17 protein-coding genes are annotated in these 18,323 nt (G+C 70.5%); 3 read left to right on the forward strand and 14 right to left on the reverse strand.

The window, feature by feature from the left end:
* Positions 1-24: 24 nt before the first annotated feature.
* The 7 genes from ITJ54_RS05160 to ITJ54_RS05190 form a co-directional block, all read right to left on the reverse strand.
* Positions 25-1,896 carry a glycerol-3-phosphate dehydrogenase/oxidase gene (locus ITJ54_RS05160; RefSeq protein WP_194626314.1) on the reverse strand — a complete coding sequence of 624 codons (1,872 nt, stop codon included), beginning with the start codon at positions 1,894-1,896 and terminating at the stop codon, positions 25-27.
* A 115-nt stretch (positions 1,897-2,011) separates the two neighbouring features.
* Complete coding sequence (locus ITJ54_RS05165) at positions 2,012-3,130, reverse strand: GuaB3 family IMP dehydrogenase-related protein (RefSeq protein WP_071276610.1); 1,119 nt, start codon at positions 3,128-3,130, stop codon at positions 2,012-2,014.
* 194 nt (positions 3,131-3,324) lie between these two features.
* Positions 3,325-3,507, reverse strand: coding sequence for a hypothetical protein (locus tag ITJ54_RS05170; RefSeq protein WP_194626316.1), 183 nt, complete (start codon positions 3,505-3,507; stop codon positions 3,325-3,327).
* 361 nt (positions 3,508-3,868) lie between these two features.
* The gene (locus tag ITJ54_RS05175) at positions 3,869-4,696 is read right to left on the reverse strand and encodes an ABC transporter ATP-binding protein (RefSeq protein ID WP_194626318.1); all 828 of its coding nucleotides are present in this window, start codon (positions 4,694-4,696) and stop codon (positions 3,869-3,871) included.
* Positions 4,693-5,685 (reverse strand): ABC transporter ATP-binding protein, encoded by a 993-nt coding sequence (locus ITJ54_RS05180; RefSeq protein ID WP_323741602.1) that lies wholly within the window; start codon positions 5,683-5,685, stop codon positions 4,693-4,695. The genes ITJ54_RS05175 and ITJ54_RS05180 overlap by 4 nt, the downstream gene beginning before the upstream one ends.
* Positions 5,678-6,664 carry a branched-chain amino acid ABC transporter permease gene (locus ITJ54_RS05185; RefSeq protein ID WP_194626320.1) on the reverse strand — a complete coding sequence of 329 codons (987 nt, stop codon included), beginning with the start codon at positions 6,662-6,664 and terminating at the stop codon, positions 5,678-5,680. Before ITJ54_RS05185 ends, ITJ54_RS05180 begins: the two co-directional genes overlap by 8 nt.
* 12 nt (positions 6,665-6,676) lie before the next feature.
* Positions 6,677-8,098, reverse strand: coding sequence for a branched-chain amino acid ABC transporter permease (locus ITJ54_RS05190; protein ID WP_323741603.1), 1,422 nt, complete (start codon positions 8,096-8,098; stop codon positions 6,677-6,679).
* Positions 8,099-8,328: 230 nt separating this feature from the next.
* Between ITJ54_RS05190 and guaB the strand changes: the two genes are divergently transcribed.
* Positions 8,329-9,831 (forward strand): IMP dehydrogenase, encoded by a 1,503-nt coding sequence (gene guaB / locus ITJ54_RS05195; protein WP_071276618.1) that lies wholly within the window; start codon positions 8,329-8,331, stop codon positions 9,829-9,831.
* Between the two features lie 167 nt (positions 9,832-9,998).
* Here the strand turns inward: guaB and ITJ54_RS05200 are convergent, their stop codons facing one another.
* A complete protein-coding gene (locus tag ITJ54_RS05200) occupies positions 9,999-10,799 on the reverse strand; it encodes an SDR family oxidoreductase (protein WP_194626322.1) in 801 nt (266 codons plus the stop codon).
* A 255-nt stretch (positions 10,800-11,054) separates the two neighbouring features.
* On the opposite strand from ITJ54_RS05200, the gene ITJ54_RS05205 reads away from it, so the two are divergent.
* On the forward strand, positions 11,055-12,383 hold the full coding sequence (locus tag ITJ54_RS05205; protein ID WP_194626324.1) for an ABC transporter substrate-binding protein: 1,329 nt from the start codon (positions 11,055-11,057) through the stop codon (positions 12,381-12,383).
* A gap of 124 nt (positions 12,384-12,507) precedes the next feature.
* Here the strand turns inward: ITJ54_RS05205 and rarD are convergent, their stop codons facing one another.
* Positions 12,508-13,449 carry an EamA family transporter RarD gene (rarD, locus tag ITJ54_RS05210; RefSeq protein ID WP_194626326.1) on the reverse strand — a complete coding sequence of 314 codons (942 nt, stop codon included), beginning with the start codon at positions 13,447-13,449 and terminating at the stop codon, positions 12,508-12,510.
* A 132-nt stretch (positions 13,450-13,581) separates the two neighbouring features.
* Positions 13,582-13,878 (reverse strand): co-chaperone GroES, encoded by a 297-nt coding sequence (gene groES, locus ITJ54_RS05215; RefSeq protein ID WP_056121496.1) that lies wholly within the window; start codon positions 13,876-13,878, stop codon positions 13,582-13,584.
* Positions 13,879-14,024: 146 nt separating this feature from the next.
* Here groES and ITJ54_RS05220 point away from each other — a divergent pair, with 146 nt between their 5' ends.
* Positions 14,025-15,215: a THUMP-like domain-containing protein gene (locus ITJ54_RS05220; RefSeq protein WP_194626328.1), complete on the forward strand. Its 1,191-nt coding sequence runs from the start codon at positions 14,025-14,027 to the stop codon at positions 15,213-15,215.
* 23 nt (positions 15,216-15,238) lie between these two features.
* Here the strand turns inward: ITJ54_RS05220 and ITJ54_RS05225 are convergent, their stop codons facing one another.
* The 4 genes from ITJ54_RS05225 to tsaB form a co-directional block, all read right to left on the reverse strand.
* Positions 15,239-15,985, reverse strand: a complete 747-nt coding sequence (locus ITJ54_RS05225) for a DUF4190 domain-containing protein (RefSeq protein ID WP_194626330.1) — start codon at positions 15,983-15,985, stop codon at positions 15,239-15,241.
* A 119-nt stretch (positions 15,986-16,104) separates the two neighbouring features.
* On the reverse strand, positions 16,105-17,154 hold the full coding sequence (tsaD, locus tag ITJ54_RS05230; RefSeq protein ID WP_194626332.1) for a tRNA (adenosine(37)-N6)-threonylcarbamoyltransferase complex transferase subunit TsaD: 1,050 nt from the start codon (positions 17,152-17,154) through the stop codon (positions 16,105-16,107).
* Positions 17,147-17,686 (reverse strand): ribosomal protein S18-alanine N-acetyltransferase, encoded by a 540-nt coding sequence (rimI, locus tag ITJ54_RS05235; RefSeq protein ID WP_194626334.1) that lies wholly within the window; start codon positions 17,684-17,686, stop codon positions 17,147-17,149. Before rimI ends, tsaD begins: the two co-directional genes overlap by 8 nt.
* Positions 17,683-18,312: a tRNA (adenosine(37)-N6)-threonylcarbamoyltransferase complex dimerization subunit type 1 TsaB gene (gene tsaB, locus ITJ54_RS05240; RefSeq protein WP_194626336.1), complete on the reverse strand. Its 630-nt coding sequence runs from the start codon at positions 18,310-18,312 to the stop codon at positions 17,683-17,685. Before tsaB ends, rimI begins: the two co-directional genes overlap by 4 nt.
* Between the last annotated feature and the right edge of the window lie 11 nt (positions 18,313-18,323).

The raw sequence follows: 18,323 nt of genomic DNA on the forward strand, positions 1-18,323 counted from the left end.
CGTCGCGTCCGACCGGGGCCGGGTCTACTGCGGTTCGCTCGTCTTCTCGCCGATGACCTGCTCGTCGGACGCCTTGGCGCCCTCGGCGCCGTCGCTGCGGCCGCCGCCGGGCACGACGTCGTCCTCGTCGAAGCCGAAGGCGATGTCCGGCGCCTCGAGGCGCACGCGGTCGGCGGCCTCGTCGTCGGGCTGGAGCTGCGACTCGCGCTCGGCCGCGACGCGCTTGCGGTAGTTGGCGACCTCGGCCTCGGTCTGCTCCTGGTCCCAGCCGAGCACGCCGGCCATCAGCCGTGCGGCGACGGGGGCAGCGGACTCACCGCGGTCCCAGGCCTCGATCGAGATGCGGGTGCGGCGGGCGAGGACGTCCTCCAGGTGCAGGGCGCCCTCGTGCGAGGCCGCGTAGACGACCTCGGCCCCGATGTAGTCGTCGGCTCCTGGCAGGGCCTCGGCGAGCGCCGGGTCCTCCTTCACGAGCTGCAGCACCTCGGTGGTCAGCGTGCCGTACCGGTTCAGCAGGTGCTCGATGCGGACCTTGTGCAGGCCGAACGAGCGAGCGGTGCGACCGCGCTTGTTCCACGCGGCCGGGTAGCCCTCGGCGCCGAGCAGCGGGATGTCCTGCGTGGTGGACGCCGGGATCGTGCCGTCCATCGCGGCGACGGCCTCGTCGATGGCGTCCTTGCCCATCACGCGGTAGGTCGTCCACTTGCCACCGGCGACGACGACCAGGCCGGGCGCGGTGTGGGTGACGACGTGCTCGCGGCTGAGCTTCGAGGTCTGGTCGGACTCACCGGCGAGCAGCGGGCGGAGGCCGGCGTAGACGCCCTCGACGTCCTCACGCGTCAGCGGGGTCCGCAGGACCGTGTTGACGTGCTCGAGGATGTAGTCGATGTCCGCCGCGGTGGCCGCGGGGTGCGCCTTGTCGAGGTACCAGTCGGTGTCCGTCGTGCCGACCAGCCAGTGCCGGCCCCACGGGATCACGAACAGCACGCTCTTCTCGGTGCGCAGGATCATGCCCATGTTCGACTGGAAGCGGTCGCGCGGGATGACGAGGTGCACGCCCTTGGACGCCCGGACCTTGAACTGCCCGCGGGTTCCGACCATCGCCTGGGTGTCGTCAGTCCAGACGCCGGTCGCGTTGACGACCTGCTTGGCCCGGATGTCGAACTTCTCCCCCGTCTGGATGTCGTGCGCGTGGGCACCGACGACGCGCTCCCCGACCTTGATGAAGCCCTCGATCCGGACCCGCGCTGCGGCGTGCGCACCGTAGGCCGCAGCCGTCCGGACGAGCGAGGACACGTAGCGGGCGTCGTCGACCTGCGCGTCGTAGTAGGTCATGCCGCCGACGAAGGCGTCCTTCTTGAGGGACGGCATCGACTTCAGCACCTGCGTGCGGCTGAGGTGCCGGTGGTGCGGGACGCCGGGAGGACGACCGCCGGACCAGCTGAAGGCGTCGTACATCGCCATGCCGATCCCGATGTAGAAGCGCTCCCACACGCGGTGGTTGAGCGGGTAGAGGAAGCGGACGGGCTTCACCAGGTGCGGGGCGATGCGCTGCAGCAGCAGGCCGCGTTCGATGAGGGCTTCGCGCACCAGGGCGAAGTTGAGCTGCTCGAGGTAGCGGATGCCGCCGTGCACGAGCTTCGACGACCGGCTCGAGGTGCCAGAGCCCCAGTCGCGCGCCTCGACGATGCCGACGCTGAGACCACGGGTCACGGCGTCGAGGGCGCTGCCGCCACCGACGATCCCGCCGCCGATGACCAGGACGTCGAGCTCCTTCGTCTTCAGCGTCTCGATGGCCGCCGCCCGTTCGTCCGGGCCGAGCTTCGCACGCGGGTCGAACCCCGCCGTGCCGAACGCACCTGTCGGTGCCTTCTTGCCTGAGACCGTCGCTGCCATGGTCGCCTCCGCGCACTCGCGTGCTGTGCTCAGGAGCACCCGCCGCCCCGCTCCGGAGCGCACATGTGCTCTGCTCAGGCGCCGGGCGTCACCCGGAGGACCGGGCGCACCGCCGTCAGCGGTGGTACGGCGCCACGACCACTTCTACTCGCTGGAACTCCTTGACGTCGGAGTACCCGGTCGTCGCCATCGAACGACGCAGGGCGCCGACGATGTTCGCGCGGCCGTCCCACGTCGGCGTGGGGCCGTTGAGGACGTCCTCGAGCGGGGCGATCGTGCCGACCTCGACCCGGCGGCCGCGGGGCAGCTCCGGGTGGTGAGCTTCGGCGCCCCAGTGGAAGCCGCCGCCGGGGGCCTCGGAGGCACGGGCGAGCACGGTGCCGAGCATGACGGCGTCGGCGCCCATCGCGATCGCCTTGACGACGTCGCCGGCGGTGTCGAGGCCGCCGTCGGCGATGACGTGCACGTAGCGGCCACCGGACTCGTCCATGTAGTCGCGGCGGGCACCGGCGATGTCGGCCACCGCGGTCGCCATCGGCGCGTGGATGCCGAGCGCGGCGCGCGTGGTCGACGCCGCGCCGCCGCCGAAGCCCACGAGGACGCCAGCAGCACCGGTGCGCATCAGGTGCAGCGCGGCCGTGTAGGTCGAGGCACCGCCGACGATCACGGGGACGTCGAGCTCGTAGATGAACTTCTTGAGGTTGAGCGGCTCGGTGTTCTGCGAGACGTGCTCGGCGGAGACCGTGGTGCCGCGGATGACGAACAGGTCGACACCGGCGTCGACGACCGTCTTCGAGAACTCCTGCGTGCGCTGCGGGCTGAGCGAACCGGCGACCGGGACACCGGCGGCACGGATCTCGGCCAGGCGCGCGGTGATCAGCTCGGCCTTGACCGGCTCGGCGTAGATCTCCTGCATGCGCTTCGTGACGTTGCCGTCGGTGAGTGCGCGGATCTCGGCGTAGTAGGGCTCGGGGTCTTCGTACCGGGTCCAGAGGCCCTCGAGGTCGAGCACGCCGAGGATGCCGAGCCGCCCCATCTGGATCACCGTCGCGGGCGAGGACACGGAGTCCATCGGCGCCGCGAGGATGGGGGCCTCGAACGTGAAGGCGTCGATCGACCACTGGACGCTGACGTCCTGCGGGTCGCGGGTGCGCCGCGAGGGGACCACTGCGATGTCGTCGAACGCGTACGCCCGACGTCCGCGCTTGCCTGCACCGATCTCGACTTCACTCACCCGGCAAGCCTAGCGGGCGCAGGGGTGGGCGTGCCCGGGCGGGTGTCGCGGGCGCGGTGCGCGGTGCGCGGGCGCGGGCGCGGGCGTGGTGCGAGGTTGACCACTCCGTGCGCGGGCACGGGCTCGCACCGTCTGCGCAACGAGGCACCGGCCGGGAGACGGCGCACGGTGCGAGGGGGCGGCCGCGGGACGGCTCAGCGCGGGCGGCGGCGCTTCCGACGGAGCATGCGCAGCGTCAGGCCGAGCCCGAGCGCCAGCACGACGAGCACGACGAGCAGCGCCGCGGCGACCTTCACGAGCAGTGCCGCCCCAATGAAGAGCACCGCGAAGACCACCCACACGAGGATGTCCATCGCGATGCTCGAGACCCGGTCCACCTGCGGAACGCTACCTGCTCGGCGGGGGCGAGCCGAGCCTCCAGGCCGTGCGGTTCTGCGCCGCGCCGCGTGGTCACGACACCCCGCCGGTCTCGCGCCCACCGGTCGCCGTCCGTCGGCTTCGTGCCCCCGAGCCGACCGATCGTGACCACTCGGCGGACGTGAGCCGGGATTCGTGACCGGTCGGGGCCTCGCCCGGAACGAGGGCCTCGCCCTGGGAGAGGGTCTCGCCCGGAACGAGGGAAAGGGGCCGTGCGGCGCTGACGCGACTTCGCACGACCCCTCTCGTGCCGGTACCGCCCCCACAGCGGCACCGGCGATGTCGGCCACGCTCAGTGAGTGCGGCCGACGTCGACTCCGCTCACCGAGCGGCGTCGACGTCCTTGGCGAGCGTCCCGAGGTAGAGCTCGATGACCTTGGGGTCGTCGGCGAGCTCCCGCCCGGTGCCCGAGTACGCGTTCCGACCCTGGTCGAGCACGTACCCACGATCGCAGATCTGGAGACAGCGCCGCGCGTTCTGCTCGACCATGATGATCGAGACCCCCGCCTTGTTGATGCGACGAGTGCGGATGAAGGTCTCGTCCTGGCGCACCGGGGACAGTCCGGCGCTCGGCTCGTCGAGCAGCAGCACCTTCGGGTCCATCATCAGTGCCCTGGCCATGGCGACCGACTGCCGCTCACCACCGGACAGCGATCCGGCGCGCTGGCCCTTCCGCTCACCGAGGACGGGGAACAGGTCGTAGATGACCTCGAGCCGCTCGGCGAACTTCTTCGGCCGGAGGTAGATCCCCATCTGCAGGTTCTCCTCGATAGAGAGCGAGGGGAACACATTGTTCGACTGCGGCACGAACCCGACGCCGGCCTGCACGAGCTTGTTGGCCTTCATGTTCGTGATGTCCTCGCCCTCGAGGGTCACCGAACCGTCGCGGACCGAGACCAGGCCGAAGAGGGCCTTGAGCAGCGTGGACTTGCCGGCTCCGTTCGGGCCGATGATCCCGATCAGCTCGCCCGGGTAGCACTCCAGGTCGCAGCCGTTGAGGATGTTGACGCCCGGCAGGTACCCGGCGACGAGCCCGCTGGCACGCATCACCGGTTCCAGGGTCGCGGTGCCGGATGCTGCTGCCGGACTGGAGGCTCGCCCCGCGTCCGCCCCGCTCGTCGCGTGGGACCCGTTGGTCGCGTCGGTCATCGGGTGGCCTTCCCGTCGTCGGCGGCGTCGGCCGCGTCTGCTGTGGTGCGGTCGGTCGTGCCGGAGGCGGTGCCGTGGTCACCGTGCGCTTCCTCGGCGACCTCTCCGGCGAGTTCCTCGTAGGTCTCCTCGGTGAGGAGCGAGTCGTCGCCCAGGTCCGTGTCGTGGTGTGCGCCCAGGTAGGCGTCGATGACGGCCTGGTCGTCCATGACGGTCGTGGCAGGGCCCTCGGCGACGACGCGGCCCTCGGCCATCACGACGACCCAGTCCGAGATGTGCCGGACCATGTGCATGTCGTGCTCGACGAACAGCACGGTCATGCCGTCGTCGCGCAGGGACTGGATGTGCCCGAGGAGCGACTGGGTCAGCGCGGGGTTCACCCCGGCCATCGGCTCGTCGAGCATGATCATCATCGGGTCGGACATGAGTGCCCGTGCCATCTCGAGGAGCTTCCGCTGGCCGCCCGAGAGCGAGCCCGCGTAGTCATCTTTCTTCTCGAGGAGCTTGAAGCGTGCGAGCAGGTCCTCGGCCTTCGCCGTGATCTCCTTCTCGCGCTTGGACCACAGCGGCCGGATGAGCGCGGCGAAGAAGTTCTCGCCCGGCTGGTCCTTCGCGCCGAGGAGCATGTTCTGCATCACGGTGAGGCGGGACAGCGCCTTGGTCAGCTGGAACGTGCGGACCATGCCGGCGCGGGCGACCTTCGCGGCGCCGGTGTTGCCGAGCGTCGCGCCGTTGAACTGCCAGCGGGCCTCTTTCCCGCTCGTCGGTTTGTCGAAGCCGGTGAGCAGGTTGAAGAACGTGGTCTTGCCGGCGCCGTTCGGGCCGATCAGCGCCGTGATGGAGCCGCGCTGGACCTCGAGGTGGTCGACGTCGACCGCGGTCATGCCGCCGAACTTCCGGCTGATGTTGTCGACCGTCAGGATGGCGTCGGGCTTGGACGCCCCGGGCGTGTGCGACACCGTGGTCGCGGGTGCATGCGGATCAGACACTGAACGTCAGCTCCTTCTTGTTGCCGAGGAGTCCCTGTGGGCGGAACACGATGAGGAGCATGAGCGCGACGCCGACGAGCACGTAGGAGAACTGCTCCGCTTGCTGCGCGTTCATGATCGAGTTCGGGATGAAGTCCCCGGCGATGGTGCGGATGCCGAGCCGGACGACGAAGAACAGCACGGCGCCGAGCACCGGGCCGAAGACCGTCGCCGCCCCGCCGAGGATGAGTGCCGTCCAGATGAAGAACGTCATCGAACGCCCCATCGCGTCCGGCTGCACCGAACTCGGGATGACGTAGATGATCCCGGCGAGTGCTCCGAGCGCACCACCGAAGACGAGGGCCTGCATCTTGTACGAGTAGACGCTCTTGCCGAGCGAACGCACGGCGTCCTCGTCCTCGCGGATGGCCTTCACGACGCGACCCCACGGGCTGCGCATGAGCAGGAACAGCACCAGCGTGAACAGGGCGACGAGGCCCCAGCCGACGATGCGGATCCACCAGCCGTTGACGCCGTTGTTGGAGTACGTGAACCACAGGATCGTGGTGGTGCCGTCTGGCAGGAAGCTCAGGGCGTTGAACGGGTCGCGGTAGCTCGAGCCGGTGATGCCGTTCGAGCCGCCCGTGGTCGTGGTCAGCAGACTCGAGCGTCCGACCATCCGGATGATCTCCGCACCGGAGATCGTCACGATCGCCAGGTAGTCGCCGCGGAGCCGGAGGGTCGGGATGCCGAGGATGATCGCGAAGACGATCGACACCAGCAGGGCGACGAGGACGGCCATCCCGAGGGGCAGGCCGTTCGTGATCGAGATGGCGAACCCGTAGGCACCGAGCAGCAGGAACGCCGCCTGGCCCATGTTGACGAGTCCGGTGAGCCCGAAGTGCACGTTCAGCCCGATGGCGGCGAGCGCGAACGCGGCCGTCGTGGGCGCGAGGGCCTCCTGCGTCAGAGAACTGAGGAGGTTGAGGATGTAGTCCATGGCGGCGCTCCCTTAGCCGATCCGCTCGGCGCGGCCGAAGATGCCCTGCGGCCGGAACAACAGGATGAGGATGAGGATGACGAGGGCGGTGGCGTACTTGAAGTCACCGGGCAGCACGAGGTTCGTGAGCTCGACGACGACGCCGATGATCATCGACCCGACGAGGGCGCCGTAGGCGGTACCGAGGCCACCGAGCGTCACCGCCGCGAACATGAGCAGGAGCAGCTGCAGGCCGGTCTGCCAGTTGACGCCGTTGAGCACGAGGCCGAGCATCACACCCGACAGCCCGGCGAGGCCGGCGGCGAGCGTCCACACGAAGCGGATCACCCGGTCGACGTCGATCCCGGAGGCCGAGGCCAGGGCCGGGTTGTCCGACACCGCGCGGGTGGCCCGGCCGAAGCGGGTCTTCGCGAGGAACAGCCCCGTCAGGATGAGCACCACGAGCGCGATGCCCATCGCCACGTACGACTGCACGGTCAGGGTCACCCCGGCGAACGTCACCGTCTGGGGGTTGCTCTGCTGGATGCGGACGGTCGAGGCGCCGAAGAAGTACTGGAACGCGTACTGCGCCGCGATCGAGAGCCCGATGGTGACGATCATCAGCTGCGTGAGGCTGATGCGTCGGCGGCGGAGCGGACTCCAGATCACCATGTCCTGCAGGTACCCGCTCGCCGCGCAGATGATGACGACGATCACCCCCGCGACCCAGATGTTCATGTGGAGCTGGTTCGCGAACGTGTACGCGAGCAGGCCACCGAGGGTCACCTGCTCGCCGTGGGAGAAGCTCGACAGGCCGGTCGTGCCGTAGATCAGCGAGAGGCCGATCGACGCCAGGGCGATGAGCAGCCCGAGCCGGATGCCCGACACGAACTGCTGCCACGCCCGTGCTGCCGTGACGCTCGTGCCGGCGTCCGACGTGGTGGCGCCCTGCTGGTCGGACAGCTGGAAGATCTGTCCGGCGTTCGCGTTGAGGTTCGCCTGCACCGTGCGCTTGGCGTCGGCGGCGTTCGTCAGGAACTGGCCCTTGGGCAGCGTGTCCTGGTCGACGGTGACCGAGTACTGGCCGGCTGCCGGCACGCTCACGGCCCAGCGGCCCTGCGCGGACGTGGTGGACGTCGCCGCGAAGCCCGCGGGCCCTGCCACGTCGACGTCCACACCCGCGGCGGGCTCCCGCTTGCTGTCGAGGATCGTGCCCTGGATGCAGCCGTTCGACGTGCTCACGGTGCAGGGCTGGTTCGACGACGGGGCCGAGCTGGCGCTCGCCGTCGCTGCGGGGGTGGCGCCCTGGGCGGGGATCGTCACCGCCCAGTCGATCAGGAAGGTCGCCAGGAAGGCCGCGACGAGCACGACGACGAGCACCAGTCGGCGACGACCTGGCGCACCGGGGCGGAACCGGCGCAACAGCACCGGCCCCGCAGGAGTTGTGGATCCCACGGAAGAGCCTCTCGTTCGGATGCCGAGGAACCTATGGGCTTTTTGTGACACCCGTGTTTCCAACGTGTTCCCTGTGTGATTCGTGCCGTAACTGTGATCCTGTGGAGGAACGGTCAGCAAGTCCTCCACAGCCGGAATGCGCATCGTGGCTCCCGCGTTAGCATGTTCCATCCGGAACCCGACGCTGCGTCCGGTGTCTCGACCACTTCACGCGCCCACGAAGGGGACCCATGGACCAGCCGGATCCGTTCGGATTCATCGGACTCACGTACGACGACGTCATGCTCCTGCCGGGGCACACCGACGTCATCCCGAGCGAGGCGTCGACCGCGTCCCGGCTCACCAAGCGGATCTCCGTCAGCGTCCCGCTGCTCTCGGCGGCGATGGACACCGTCACCGAGTCCCGCATGGCCATCGCCATGGCACGACAGGGCGGCATCGGCATCCTGCACCGCAACCTGTCGATCGAGGACCAGGCCGCCTACGTCGACAAGGTCAAGCGGTCCGAGTCGGGCATGATCACCAACCCGGTGACCACGACCCCGGACGCCACCGTGGCCGAGGTCGACGCGCTCTGCGGCCAGTTCCGCGTCTCCGGCCTCCCCGTGATCGAGGACGACGGCACCCTCGTCGGCATCATCACCAACCGCGACATGCGCTTCGTCGCGCCGTTCGAGCAGCAGACCACGCTCGTCCGCGACGTCATGACGAAGGCTCCGCTGATCACCGCGCTCGAGGGCATCGACCCCGAGTCGGCGATCGCGATCTTCGCGCAGCACAAGATCGAGAAGCTGCCGCTCGTCGACGCGGACGGCAAGCTCCGCGGGCTCATCACCGTCAAGGACTTCGACAAGAGCGAGCAGTACCCGGACGCCACCAAGGACGACGAGGGCCGGCTGCGCGTCGGCGCCGCGATCGGCTTCTTCGGCGACGCCTGGCAGCGTGCCGAGGCGCTCCGTGACGCCGGTGTCGACGTGCTCGTGGTCGACACCGCGAACGGCGAGAGCGAAGGCGTGCTCGACATGGTCCGCCGCCTCAAGGCCGACCCGTCCTTCGACGCCATCGACGTGATCGGCGGCAACGTCGCGACCCGTGCCGGCGCGCAGGCGCTCATCGACGCGGGTGTGGACGCCGTCAAGGTCGGCGTCGGACCGGGCTCCATCTGCACCACCCGCGTCGTCGCCGGTGTCGGCGTCCCGCAGGTCACCGCCGTGTACGAGGCCTCCCTCGCCGCACGAGAGGCCGGCGTGCCGATCATCGCCGACGGTGGGCTGCAGTACTCGGGCGACATCGCCAAGGCCCTGGTCGCCGGTGCCGACACCGTCATGCTCGGCTCCCTGCTCGCAGGTACGGACGAGTCCCCCGGGGACCTCGTCTTCGTCAACGGCAAGCAGTTCAAGGCGTACCGCGGGATGGGCTCCCTCGGAGCACTGCAGACCCGTGGCAAGAAGACGTCGTACTCGAAGGACCGCTACTTCCAGGCGGACGTCCCGAACGACGACAAGCTCATCCCCGAGGGCATCGAGGGCCAGGTCCCCTACCGCGGCTCGGTCGGCAACGTCGTGTACCAGCTGACCGGCGGGCTCCGGCAGTCGATGTTCTACGTCGGCGGCCGCACGATCCCCGAGCTCAAGGCCCGCGGCAAGTTCGTCCGCATCACCGCGGCCGGGCTCAAGGAGTCGCACCCGCACGACGTGCAGATGGTCGTCGAGGCCCCGAACTACAGCCGCTGACGCACCACCCACACGCCTGACGCCCCCTGGTCAGCGAGACACCGCCGGATCCGGCACCGTCTCGCCAGCCAGGGGGCGTCTCGCCGTCCACCCGAGGAGACCGACGCCCCACGGAGACCGGCGCCCCGAGGAGACAGACGTCCCGAGGAGACCGACGCCCCGAGGGCTCAGGCGGAGCGCCAGTCGTCCGACGTGATGTGCGATCCTCCGTGCGGCCCCATCTGCAGCATGCCGCCGTCCACGGGCAGCGACACCCCCGTGATGTACGACGACGCGGGTGAAGCGAGGAACGCCACCGCGGCCGCGATCTCCCACGCGTTCCCCGGTCGGCCGAGCGGCACCCCGGGGCGGGAGATCGTCTGCGGGTCCTCGTCCTCGGCGCCGGTCATCCGCGTCGCGATCTCGCCGGGGGCCACTGCGTTCGACGTGATCCCGTACTGGGCGAGTTCGATCGCGATGGTCTTCAGCAGGCCGCCGAGTCCGTGCTTCGCGGCGTCGTACGCGCTCGACCCGTACCGCGGCTGGTGCTCGTGCACGCTCGTGATGCCGATGATGCGCCCACCCGTGCCCTGCTCGACCATCCGACGAGCGGCCGCCTGGATCGTGACGAACGCCCCGTCCAGGTCGGTGGACACCGTGTGCCGCCACTGGTCGAGCGTCATCTCGAGGAACGGCGCGTTGTCGCCGGTACCGGCGTCGGCGACGATCACGTCGACACCGCCGAGCTGCTCGACGAGGCGGTCGATCACGGCTCCGGCACTGGCGAGGTCGCTGACGTCGATCTGCTCGACGAAGGCCTGCCGTCCGGCGGCGCGGACCTCCTCGGCGGTCTCGTTCGCACGGTCGGGCTCGGACAGGTAGGTGATGCCGACGTCCATCCCCGCTGCGGCGAGCGCGACGGCGGTGGCGCGACCGATGCCGGATTCGGAACCGGTGACGATTGCTCTGGTGGGCTGGTAGTCGCTCATGCCTGCGGAACGTACGCCGAGCCTCCAGGGCGCACTGCCGGACCATCCGCCCGGCGCAGACCGCGCACTCAGCCCCGCGGCCCGACCCCGAACGTCCGCACAGCCTTCGTCACGGCTTCGTAACGAAACACTTTCCGTACCACCCCGTCACACGGGCGAAACACTCAGACCCTACTTTTGCTCGCATCCCCACGTGGAGGTGCCGCACTCGACCCGATGCGGCAACGGCCTCCGCGCACAGAAAGGGTTCCACGGATGATCAGAACCACCCGCGTCACCACGGCGCTGGCACTGGCGGGAGCGGCTGCGGTCCTGCTCGCGGCGTGCTCCACCTCCGGCAGCACCAGCCCGTCCTCGTCGGCCTCGGCCGCCAAGAAGGACCCGGCCTCGAGCTGCAAGGCGCCGTCGTCGCCCGGCACCGACGCGCTGAAGATCGGCACGATCCTGCCCCTCACCGGATCGCTGGCCTACCTCAACCCGCCCGCCGAGTCGGGTGTCGGCCTGGCCGTCGAGGACATCAACTCCGCTGGTGGGGTGCTCGACAAGGACGTCGCCATCTCGCCGCAGACCGACTCCGGTGACAGCACCGACATGACCGTGTCGAGCTCCGCGGCGACGAAGCTCGTCAACGCGAAGGTCCCGGTCGCGATCGGCGCCGAGTCCTCGTCCGTGACGCTCAACGTCATCGACCAGCTCACCAGCAACTGCATCGTCGAGATCTCGCCCGCGAACACCGCGTCCGACCTCTCGGGCTACTCGTCGTACTACTACCGGACCGCTCCGCCGGACTCGGTGCAGGGTTCGGCGCTCGGCCAGCTCGTCACCGGTGACGGCAACGCCAAGGTCGCGTTCCTCGTCTTCAACGACACGTACGGCACCGGCCTGCGCAACTCCGTGCAGGCGGCCGTCGAGGCCTCCGGCGGCCAGGTCGTCTACGGCGGCAAGGGCAAGGGCCAGGAGTTCCCGCCCGGACAGACCACGTTCTCGTCCGAGGTGACGGCCGCGCTCGCGACCAAGCCGGACGCGATCGTCGTGCTGGCGTTCGACGAGACCAAGTCGATCATCCCCGAGCTCAAGTCGCAGAACGCCGACATGGCGAAGATCTACATGTCGGACGGCAACACGGCTGACTACTCGAAGGACTTCGACCCGGGCACGCTCGAGGGTGCCCAGGGCACCATCCCCGGCGCCTCGCCGAAGGACGACCTGAAGCAGCGCCTCGCCGAGTTCTACAAGAAGTCGTCCGGCAAGGAGCTGGCCGACTACTCGTACGCGGCGGAGTCCTACGACGCCACCACCCTCGCCGCCCTCGCAGCGGTGAAGGGCAAGGGCACCGACTCCGGGACCATCCAGGCCAACATGGACAAGGTCTCCGGCGTCGACGGCGGCACCGAGTGCGCCACGTTCAAGGACTGCAAGACGCTCCTCGACGGCGGCAAGGACATCCACTACACGGGTCCGTCCGGCATCGGTCCGTTCGATGCGAACAACGACCCGTCCACCGCCTACATCGGCATCTACAAGTTCGACGGCGACAACAAGCCGGTCTACCAGAGCGCCATCCAGGGCGCCGTCAAGAAGTAGCACCGCACCACCACTGAACGGCCCCGGGAGCTCGGCTCCCGGGGCCGTTCCGCGTCCGGTGAGGGCGGACGGGAGGCTCGGCCGGCGTCCGGTGAGGGCGGACGGGAGGCTCGGCTGGCGTCCGTCAGGCCGCTGGACGCGGCAGCACGGTGCGGCGGGCGCGGTGCGCAGCCATCAGGGAGTCGGCGGTCAGGATCAGCAGGGCGACCCAGACGATCCCGAAGCCGATCCAGCGCGAGGTCGACATCGCCTCGTGCTGGACCACGACGCCGACGACGAGCTGCAGCACGGGCGTGAGGTACTGCGTCAGCCCGAGCGTCGAGAGCGACAGCCGGCGGGCGGAGGACGCGAACAGGAGCAGTGGCACAGCGGTCGCCGGGCCCGCGCCGAGCATCAGGAGCACGTGCACCCAGCCCTCGGACCCGAAGGTGATCCCGCCCGCGACGCCCGTCACCCCGAGCACGACGAGGGCGGCGACCGCGAGCGGCGTCAGCCACATCGTCTCGATCGTCAGCCCGCTGAGCGCGTCGACCGTCCCGCCGACGCGCTTCTTCACCAGGCCGTAGAGCCCGAATGAGAACGCCAGCGCGAGCGAGATCCACGGCATCTGGCCGTACCCGACGGCGATCACCACGACGGCCACGACGCTGAGCCCGACCGCTGCCCACTGCACCGGGCGCAGTCGCTCATGGAGCAGGACCACGCCGAGGGCGATCGTCACGAGCGGGTTGATGAAGTACCCGAGCGCGGCCTCGACCGTGTGACCCGTCGTCGTCGCGAGGACGTACACGGTCCAGTTCACGAGGATGAGCACGGCGGCGATCGCCATCACGCCCATCACGCGGCGCTGGCCGACGAGGGACCGGGTCCGGAGCCACGACCGGGTGAGCGCGATGCCGACCAGGCAGAAGAGCAGCCCGACGACGATGCGCCAGGCCACGATCTCGAACGCGCTGGCGGGTGCCATCGCCACGAAGAGCAGCGGCATCAGCCCCCAGAGCCCGTACGCGATGACCGCCTGCAGGACCCCGACCGACGCCTCGCTCCGCACCACGCGCTCTGTCACGCACCAATGCTACGGATGCGCGTCGACGCAGCGGACGCAGGGTGAGCCTCCCGGCTGGCCCGGACCGTCCCCGGAACGCACGAACGCCCCGTCAGCGCGGGGCTGACGGGGCGTTCGAGGAGTGGAGCTGTCTCAGTGCTCGATGACCGCGAGGACGTCGCGGGCGGAGAGGACCAGCAGGTCCTCGCCCGAGTACTTGACCTCGGTTCCGCCGTACTTCGAGTAGATGACCTTGTCGCCGACGGCGACGTCGAGGGGGACGCGGTTGCCGTTGTCGTCGATGCGACCCGGACCCACGGCCACGACCTCGCCCTCCTGCGGCTTCTCCTTCGCGGTGTCCGGGATGACGAGACCGGATGCAGTGGTCTGCTCCGCCTCGACCTGACGGATGACGATGCGATCTTCGAGCGGCTTGATGGTGACGGCCACGGTGACCTCTTCTTTCTCGGTACTGACTGGTACAGATGAAAACCGGTTGGCACTACGCGCACGAGAGTGCCAGGTCCAACTGTAGGGGGCGGCTGGCACTCGGTCAATCCGAGTGCCAGGTCTCCTGGTGATGACAGGATCGTCTCATGGACGCTGCCGAACTCGCTCAGCTGCTGACCCCGGACGGCATGGCGCTGCTCGACCGCACCCCGGCGGTCTCCGACGGCGGTGAGATCGTCCGCGTGGTGTCCCGGCTGCGTGCCGAGGGCCACGACCCCGGACTCGTCGCAGCGGTGCTCACGCAGGCGAAGCTCCGCCAGAAGGCGCGGGGCAAGTTCGGCGACTTCGCGAGCCGGATGCTCTTCACCGAGGCGGGGCTCGAGCAGGCCACCCGGCTGTCCGTCGCCGCACAGCACGCCGGACGGTTCGCCGCCGCAGGCCTGCGCCGGGTCGCGGACCTGGGGTGCGGCATCGGTGGGGACGCGATGGCGATGGCGGCGCTCGACCTGGACGTCACGGCAGTCGACCGCGACGAGGTCACGGCAGCGGTGGCGACGCACAACCTCGCGCTCTGGCCGGACGCCCGCGTCGAGCTCGGGGACGCGGCCGCGTTCGACCTGACCCGCGTGGACGGCGTGTGGATGGACCCCGCACGGCGCACCACCGGGCACACGAACACCCGTCGTCTGGCGGACCCGGACGACTGGTCACCGTCGCTCGACACCGTGTTCGCCGCCGCGACGACCACCCCGACGGGCGTGAAGCTCGGGCCGGGCATCGACCGCGACCTGATCCCTGACACCGCCGAGGCGCAGTGGACGTCCGTCGACCGGGAGGTCGTCGAGCTCGCCCTGTGGTTCGGCCCGCTCGCACGACCAGGCATCCGGCGCGCGGCGACCGTCATCGGCGCGCACGGCATCGCGGAGCTGACCGCCGACGGCGACACCGAGGACGTCGACACGGGGCCGGTCGGCGAGTACCTCTACGAGCCCGACGGCGCCGTGATCCGCGCCCGGTTGATCGGCGACCTCGCACGGCAGCTCGACGGGCGGATGCTCTCCGAGGGCATCGCCTACGTCAGCGCCGACCGTGCCGTGACGACGCCGTTCGCGCAGGGGTTCCGCGTGCTCGACACGATGCCGCTCGACGTGAAGAAGCTCGCCGCACGCCTGGCCGCCGACGGCGTGGGCACCGTCGAGATCAAGAAGCGGGGCGTCGACGTCGACCCGGCCGAGTTCCGGAAGCGCCTTCGGTTGCGCGGCGGGAGCGGTCGGGTGACGCTCGTGCTCACCCGGCTCGAGGGTCGCCACACGGCGGTCCTCTGCGAGCGGCTCTGACAGGTCGGCAGCGCGTCAGGACGTCAACGGATGAAGGCGCCCGAATCGTAGCTGCCGTAGTCGGTGTAGCCACCGCCGGCGTGAGCGCCGAGCAGCACGATGAACACGATCCACAGGATGGTGAAGAGCGCGGCGGCCCAGCCGGTGATGATGCCGGTGAGTGCGAGACCGCGGCCGTTCTCCCCGGTCTGCTTGATCTTGCCGAGCGCGATGTGCCCCATGATCGCACCGGCGACGCCCGTGGCGAGACCCACGAAGATGAAGACGAACAGCAGCGAGCCGATGCCGAAGACGATCGACAGGATCGCGAGCACGTTCGTCTTCGCCCGCTGTCCGTAGGGCTGGTAGCCGGTGGTGGCGTAGGCCCCGGGCTGGGCGTACTGCTGCGAGTACGGGTTCGACGCCGCGTAGGGGTTCTGCGGGGCGCCGTACTGGGGCTGCTGGCCGTACTGGCCCTGCTGGCCGGACTGGCCCTGGCCGTACTGGCCCTGGCCGTACTGCTGCTGGCCCTGTCCCGCTTGACCCGGCTGCTGGCCGTACTGCTGCTCGCCCTGTCCCGCCTGACCCGGCTGCTGCTGCCCGTACGGCTGCTGCCCGCTCTGGCCCTGCCCGTACTGCCCCGGCTGCTGGTACGGGTTCTGCTGCTTCGGGGCGTCCTGCCCGTACCCACCGGGCTCGGCCGCGGATCCGAGTGCTGGTGCCGACGCGTCCGGCTGCTGTCCGTCCGGCCGCTGCTCGCCCGGCTTCGGCCACTGGTTCTGATCGGACACGATGCACCCCTCCCGACGACCCGTGCGGCCGTCGCCTGCAAGCCTGCCACAGGCGCGGACCCGCCGACCCAGCCCTGTTCGGGGCGGCGCGGGGGCGGACCAGCAGCTGCGGCCGGCGCTCAGACCTGGACGGTCGTCACCGGCAACGTGGAGTCCGCGGCGATGTCGAGGTCGCTCGGCGCATGGCCCTCGGCGACGAGCCGCGCCCCGACGGCCGCGATCATCGCACCGTTGTCGGTGCAGAGGTCGAGCGGGGGGATGCGGAGCGCGACGCCGGCCTCGGCGCAACGGGCCTCCGCCACCGCACGCAGTCGGGCGTTCGCCACGACGCCGCCTCCGAGCAGGAGCCGGTCCACGCCGGTGTCCCGGCAGGCGTTCAGTGCCTTGGTCAGCAGCACGTCGACGACGGCCTCCCGGAAGCTGGCGGCGACGTCGGCCACGGGGACCTCGCGGCCCTCGTCGCGGCAGCGTTCCACCCAGCGCGCGACGGCGGTCTTCAGCCCGGAGAACGAGAAGTCGTACCGGTGCGCGGCCATGTCCTTCGGCAGCGTCAGCCCGCGGGGGAACCGGATGGCGGTCGGGTCGCCGTCGGCAGCGGCGCGGTCGATCTGCGGGCCGCCCGGGTACGGCAGCCCCAGGAGTCGTGCGACCTTGTCGAACGCTTCGCCCGCGGCGTCGTCGATGGTCTCGCCGAGGAGCTCGACGTCGCCGACCAGGTCCCGAACGAGGAGCAACGACGTGTGCCCGCCGGACACCAGCAGCGCCACGGTCGGGAGCTCGATCGCGCTGCCGTCCGCGCGCAGGACGTCCGCGCCGACGTGGCCCACCAGGTGGTTCACGCCGTAGAGCGGCTTGCCGGTGGCCACGGCGAGCGCCTTCGCCGCCCCGACCCCGACCATGAGCGCGCCAGCGAGCCCCGGGCCCGCGGTCACCGCGACGGCGTCGAGCTCGTCGAGGGTGACGCCGGCCTCGGCGAGCGCCTGGGTGAGCGTGGGCGTCATCGCCTCGAGGTGCGCGCGTGCGGCGACCTCGGGCACGACGCCGCCGTAGCGCGCGTGCTCGTCCATGCTCGACGCGATGACGTTCGCGAGCAGCGTGGTCCCGCGGACGATGCCGACGCCCGTCTCGTCGCACGAGGTCTCGATGCCGAGCACGAGCGGTTCACGCATCGAAGGTCTCCTGTCCGATCGGGCCGGGCCCGGTCCGCGGCGGTGCGGTCGACACCGGCGGCAGCTCCGCCCGCATCACCCACGCGTCGACCCCGTCCGGCTGGTAGTAGCGGGGTCGGACGGCGATCTGCTCGAACCCGAACCCGGTGTACATGGTCTGGGCGACGGGGTTGTCCGCGCGGACCTCGAGGAAGACCTCGTGCACGCCACGACGCCGGGCCTCGTCGAGGAGCTCGGTGAACAGCGTCCGGCCGATGCCCTGCCCGCGGTGCTCCGCCGACACCGCGATGGTCTGCACGTCGGCCACCGGGTTGCCGGGCAACGAGGACAGCCCCGCGTACCCCACGACCGTCGGTGCGCCCTCGCCGGTGGTCTCGACGACGACGTAGTACCCGTGCGGGGAGTACAGCTCGCCGGACATCTGCGAGGCCGACCAGGCGTCCGTCGGGAACGAGGCGTGCTCGAGCCACATCACGTCGTCGAGGTCCTGGGGGTGGGCGCGCCGCAGGCGCAGCCCGTCGGGCAGCGTCACCGTGCGACCCGCTTCGGGGCGCCCGGGACGGTCACGTCGGGCTCGCGGAGGTAGAGGGGGGTGTCCTCGGCGAAGGGCGCGCCGGAGGTGAGCCGGTCCGCGGCGAGCACCCCGAGCCTCCCGGCGGGGACGGTGGCTGCGGTGATCCGCCGGAGGACCCTGGAGGCTCCCAGCACGTCGTCCAGGTCCGCCGGCTTGGCGAGTCCGGGCCCCGCGGTGCGCGTGCCGGCCTGGTCGTGGACGCTCCAGTGGACCTCGCGTCGGCGGGCGTCCGTCAGGACGACGAACGGGCCGGCGTCTGCGGGGTCGCTGGCGACGACGTCCGCTGCGACCGCGTCGTGGCTGACGAGCGGCAGGAACGGGACGGCTCGCGCGGCCGCGAAGGTGCGGGCGGCGGCGATGCCGACACGGAGTCCGGTGAAGGGGCCGGGGCCCATGCCGGCGACGACGCCTGTGACGTCGGCGGGCGTGATGCCGGCGGACGTGAGGACCTCGGCGAGGAAGGGGCCGATGACCTCGGCGTGCCGGCGGGTGTCCTCCGTCGAGCGCTCGGCGAGGACCCGGCGGCTCGCAGGGTCGACGACGGCGACGGAGGTCCCGGCGGAGGTGTCGATCGCGAGCAGCACCCGTCCATCGT

It is taken from the genome of Curtobacterium sp. VKM Ac-2865, assembly GCF_015350905.1.
Taxonomy (GTDB): domain Bacteria; phylum Actinomycetota; class Actinomycetes; order Actinomycetales; family Microbacteriaceae; genus Curtobacterium.

Coding starts and splice junctions, on each gene's coding strand:
- ITJ54_RS05185 (WP_194626320.1), bottom strand. CDS start 6,664: ATGGACTACATCCTCAACCTCCTCAGTTCTCTGACGCAGGAGGCCCTC.
- ITJ54_RS05205 (WP_194626324.1), top strand. CDS start 11,055: ATGATCAGAACCACCCGCGTCACCACGGCGCTGGCACTGGCGGGAGCG.
- ITJ54_RS05220 (WP_194626328.1), top strand. CDS start 14,025: ATGGACGCTGCCGAACTCGCTCAGCTGCTGACCCCGGACGGCATGGCG.
- ITJ54_RS05200 (WP_194626322.1), bottom strand. CDS start 10,799: ATGAGCGACTACCAGCCCACCAGAGCAATCGTCACCGGTTCCGAATCC.
- tsaD (WP_194626332.1), bottom strand. CDS start 17,154: ATGCGTGAACCGCTCGTGCTCGGCATCGAGACCTCGTGCGACGAGACG.
- ITJ54_RS05160 (WP_194626314.1), bottom strand. CDS start 1,896: ATGGCAGCGACGGTCTCAGGCAAGAAGGCACCGACAGGTGCGTTCGGC.
- ITJ54_RS05175 (WP_194626318.1), bottom strand. CDS start 4,696: ATGACCGACGCGACCAACGGGTCCCACGCGACGAGCGGGGCGGACGCG.
- guaB (WP_071276618.1), top strand. CDS start 8,329: ATGGACCAGCCGGATCCGTTCGGATTCATCGGACTCACGTACGACGAC.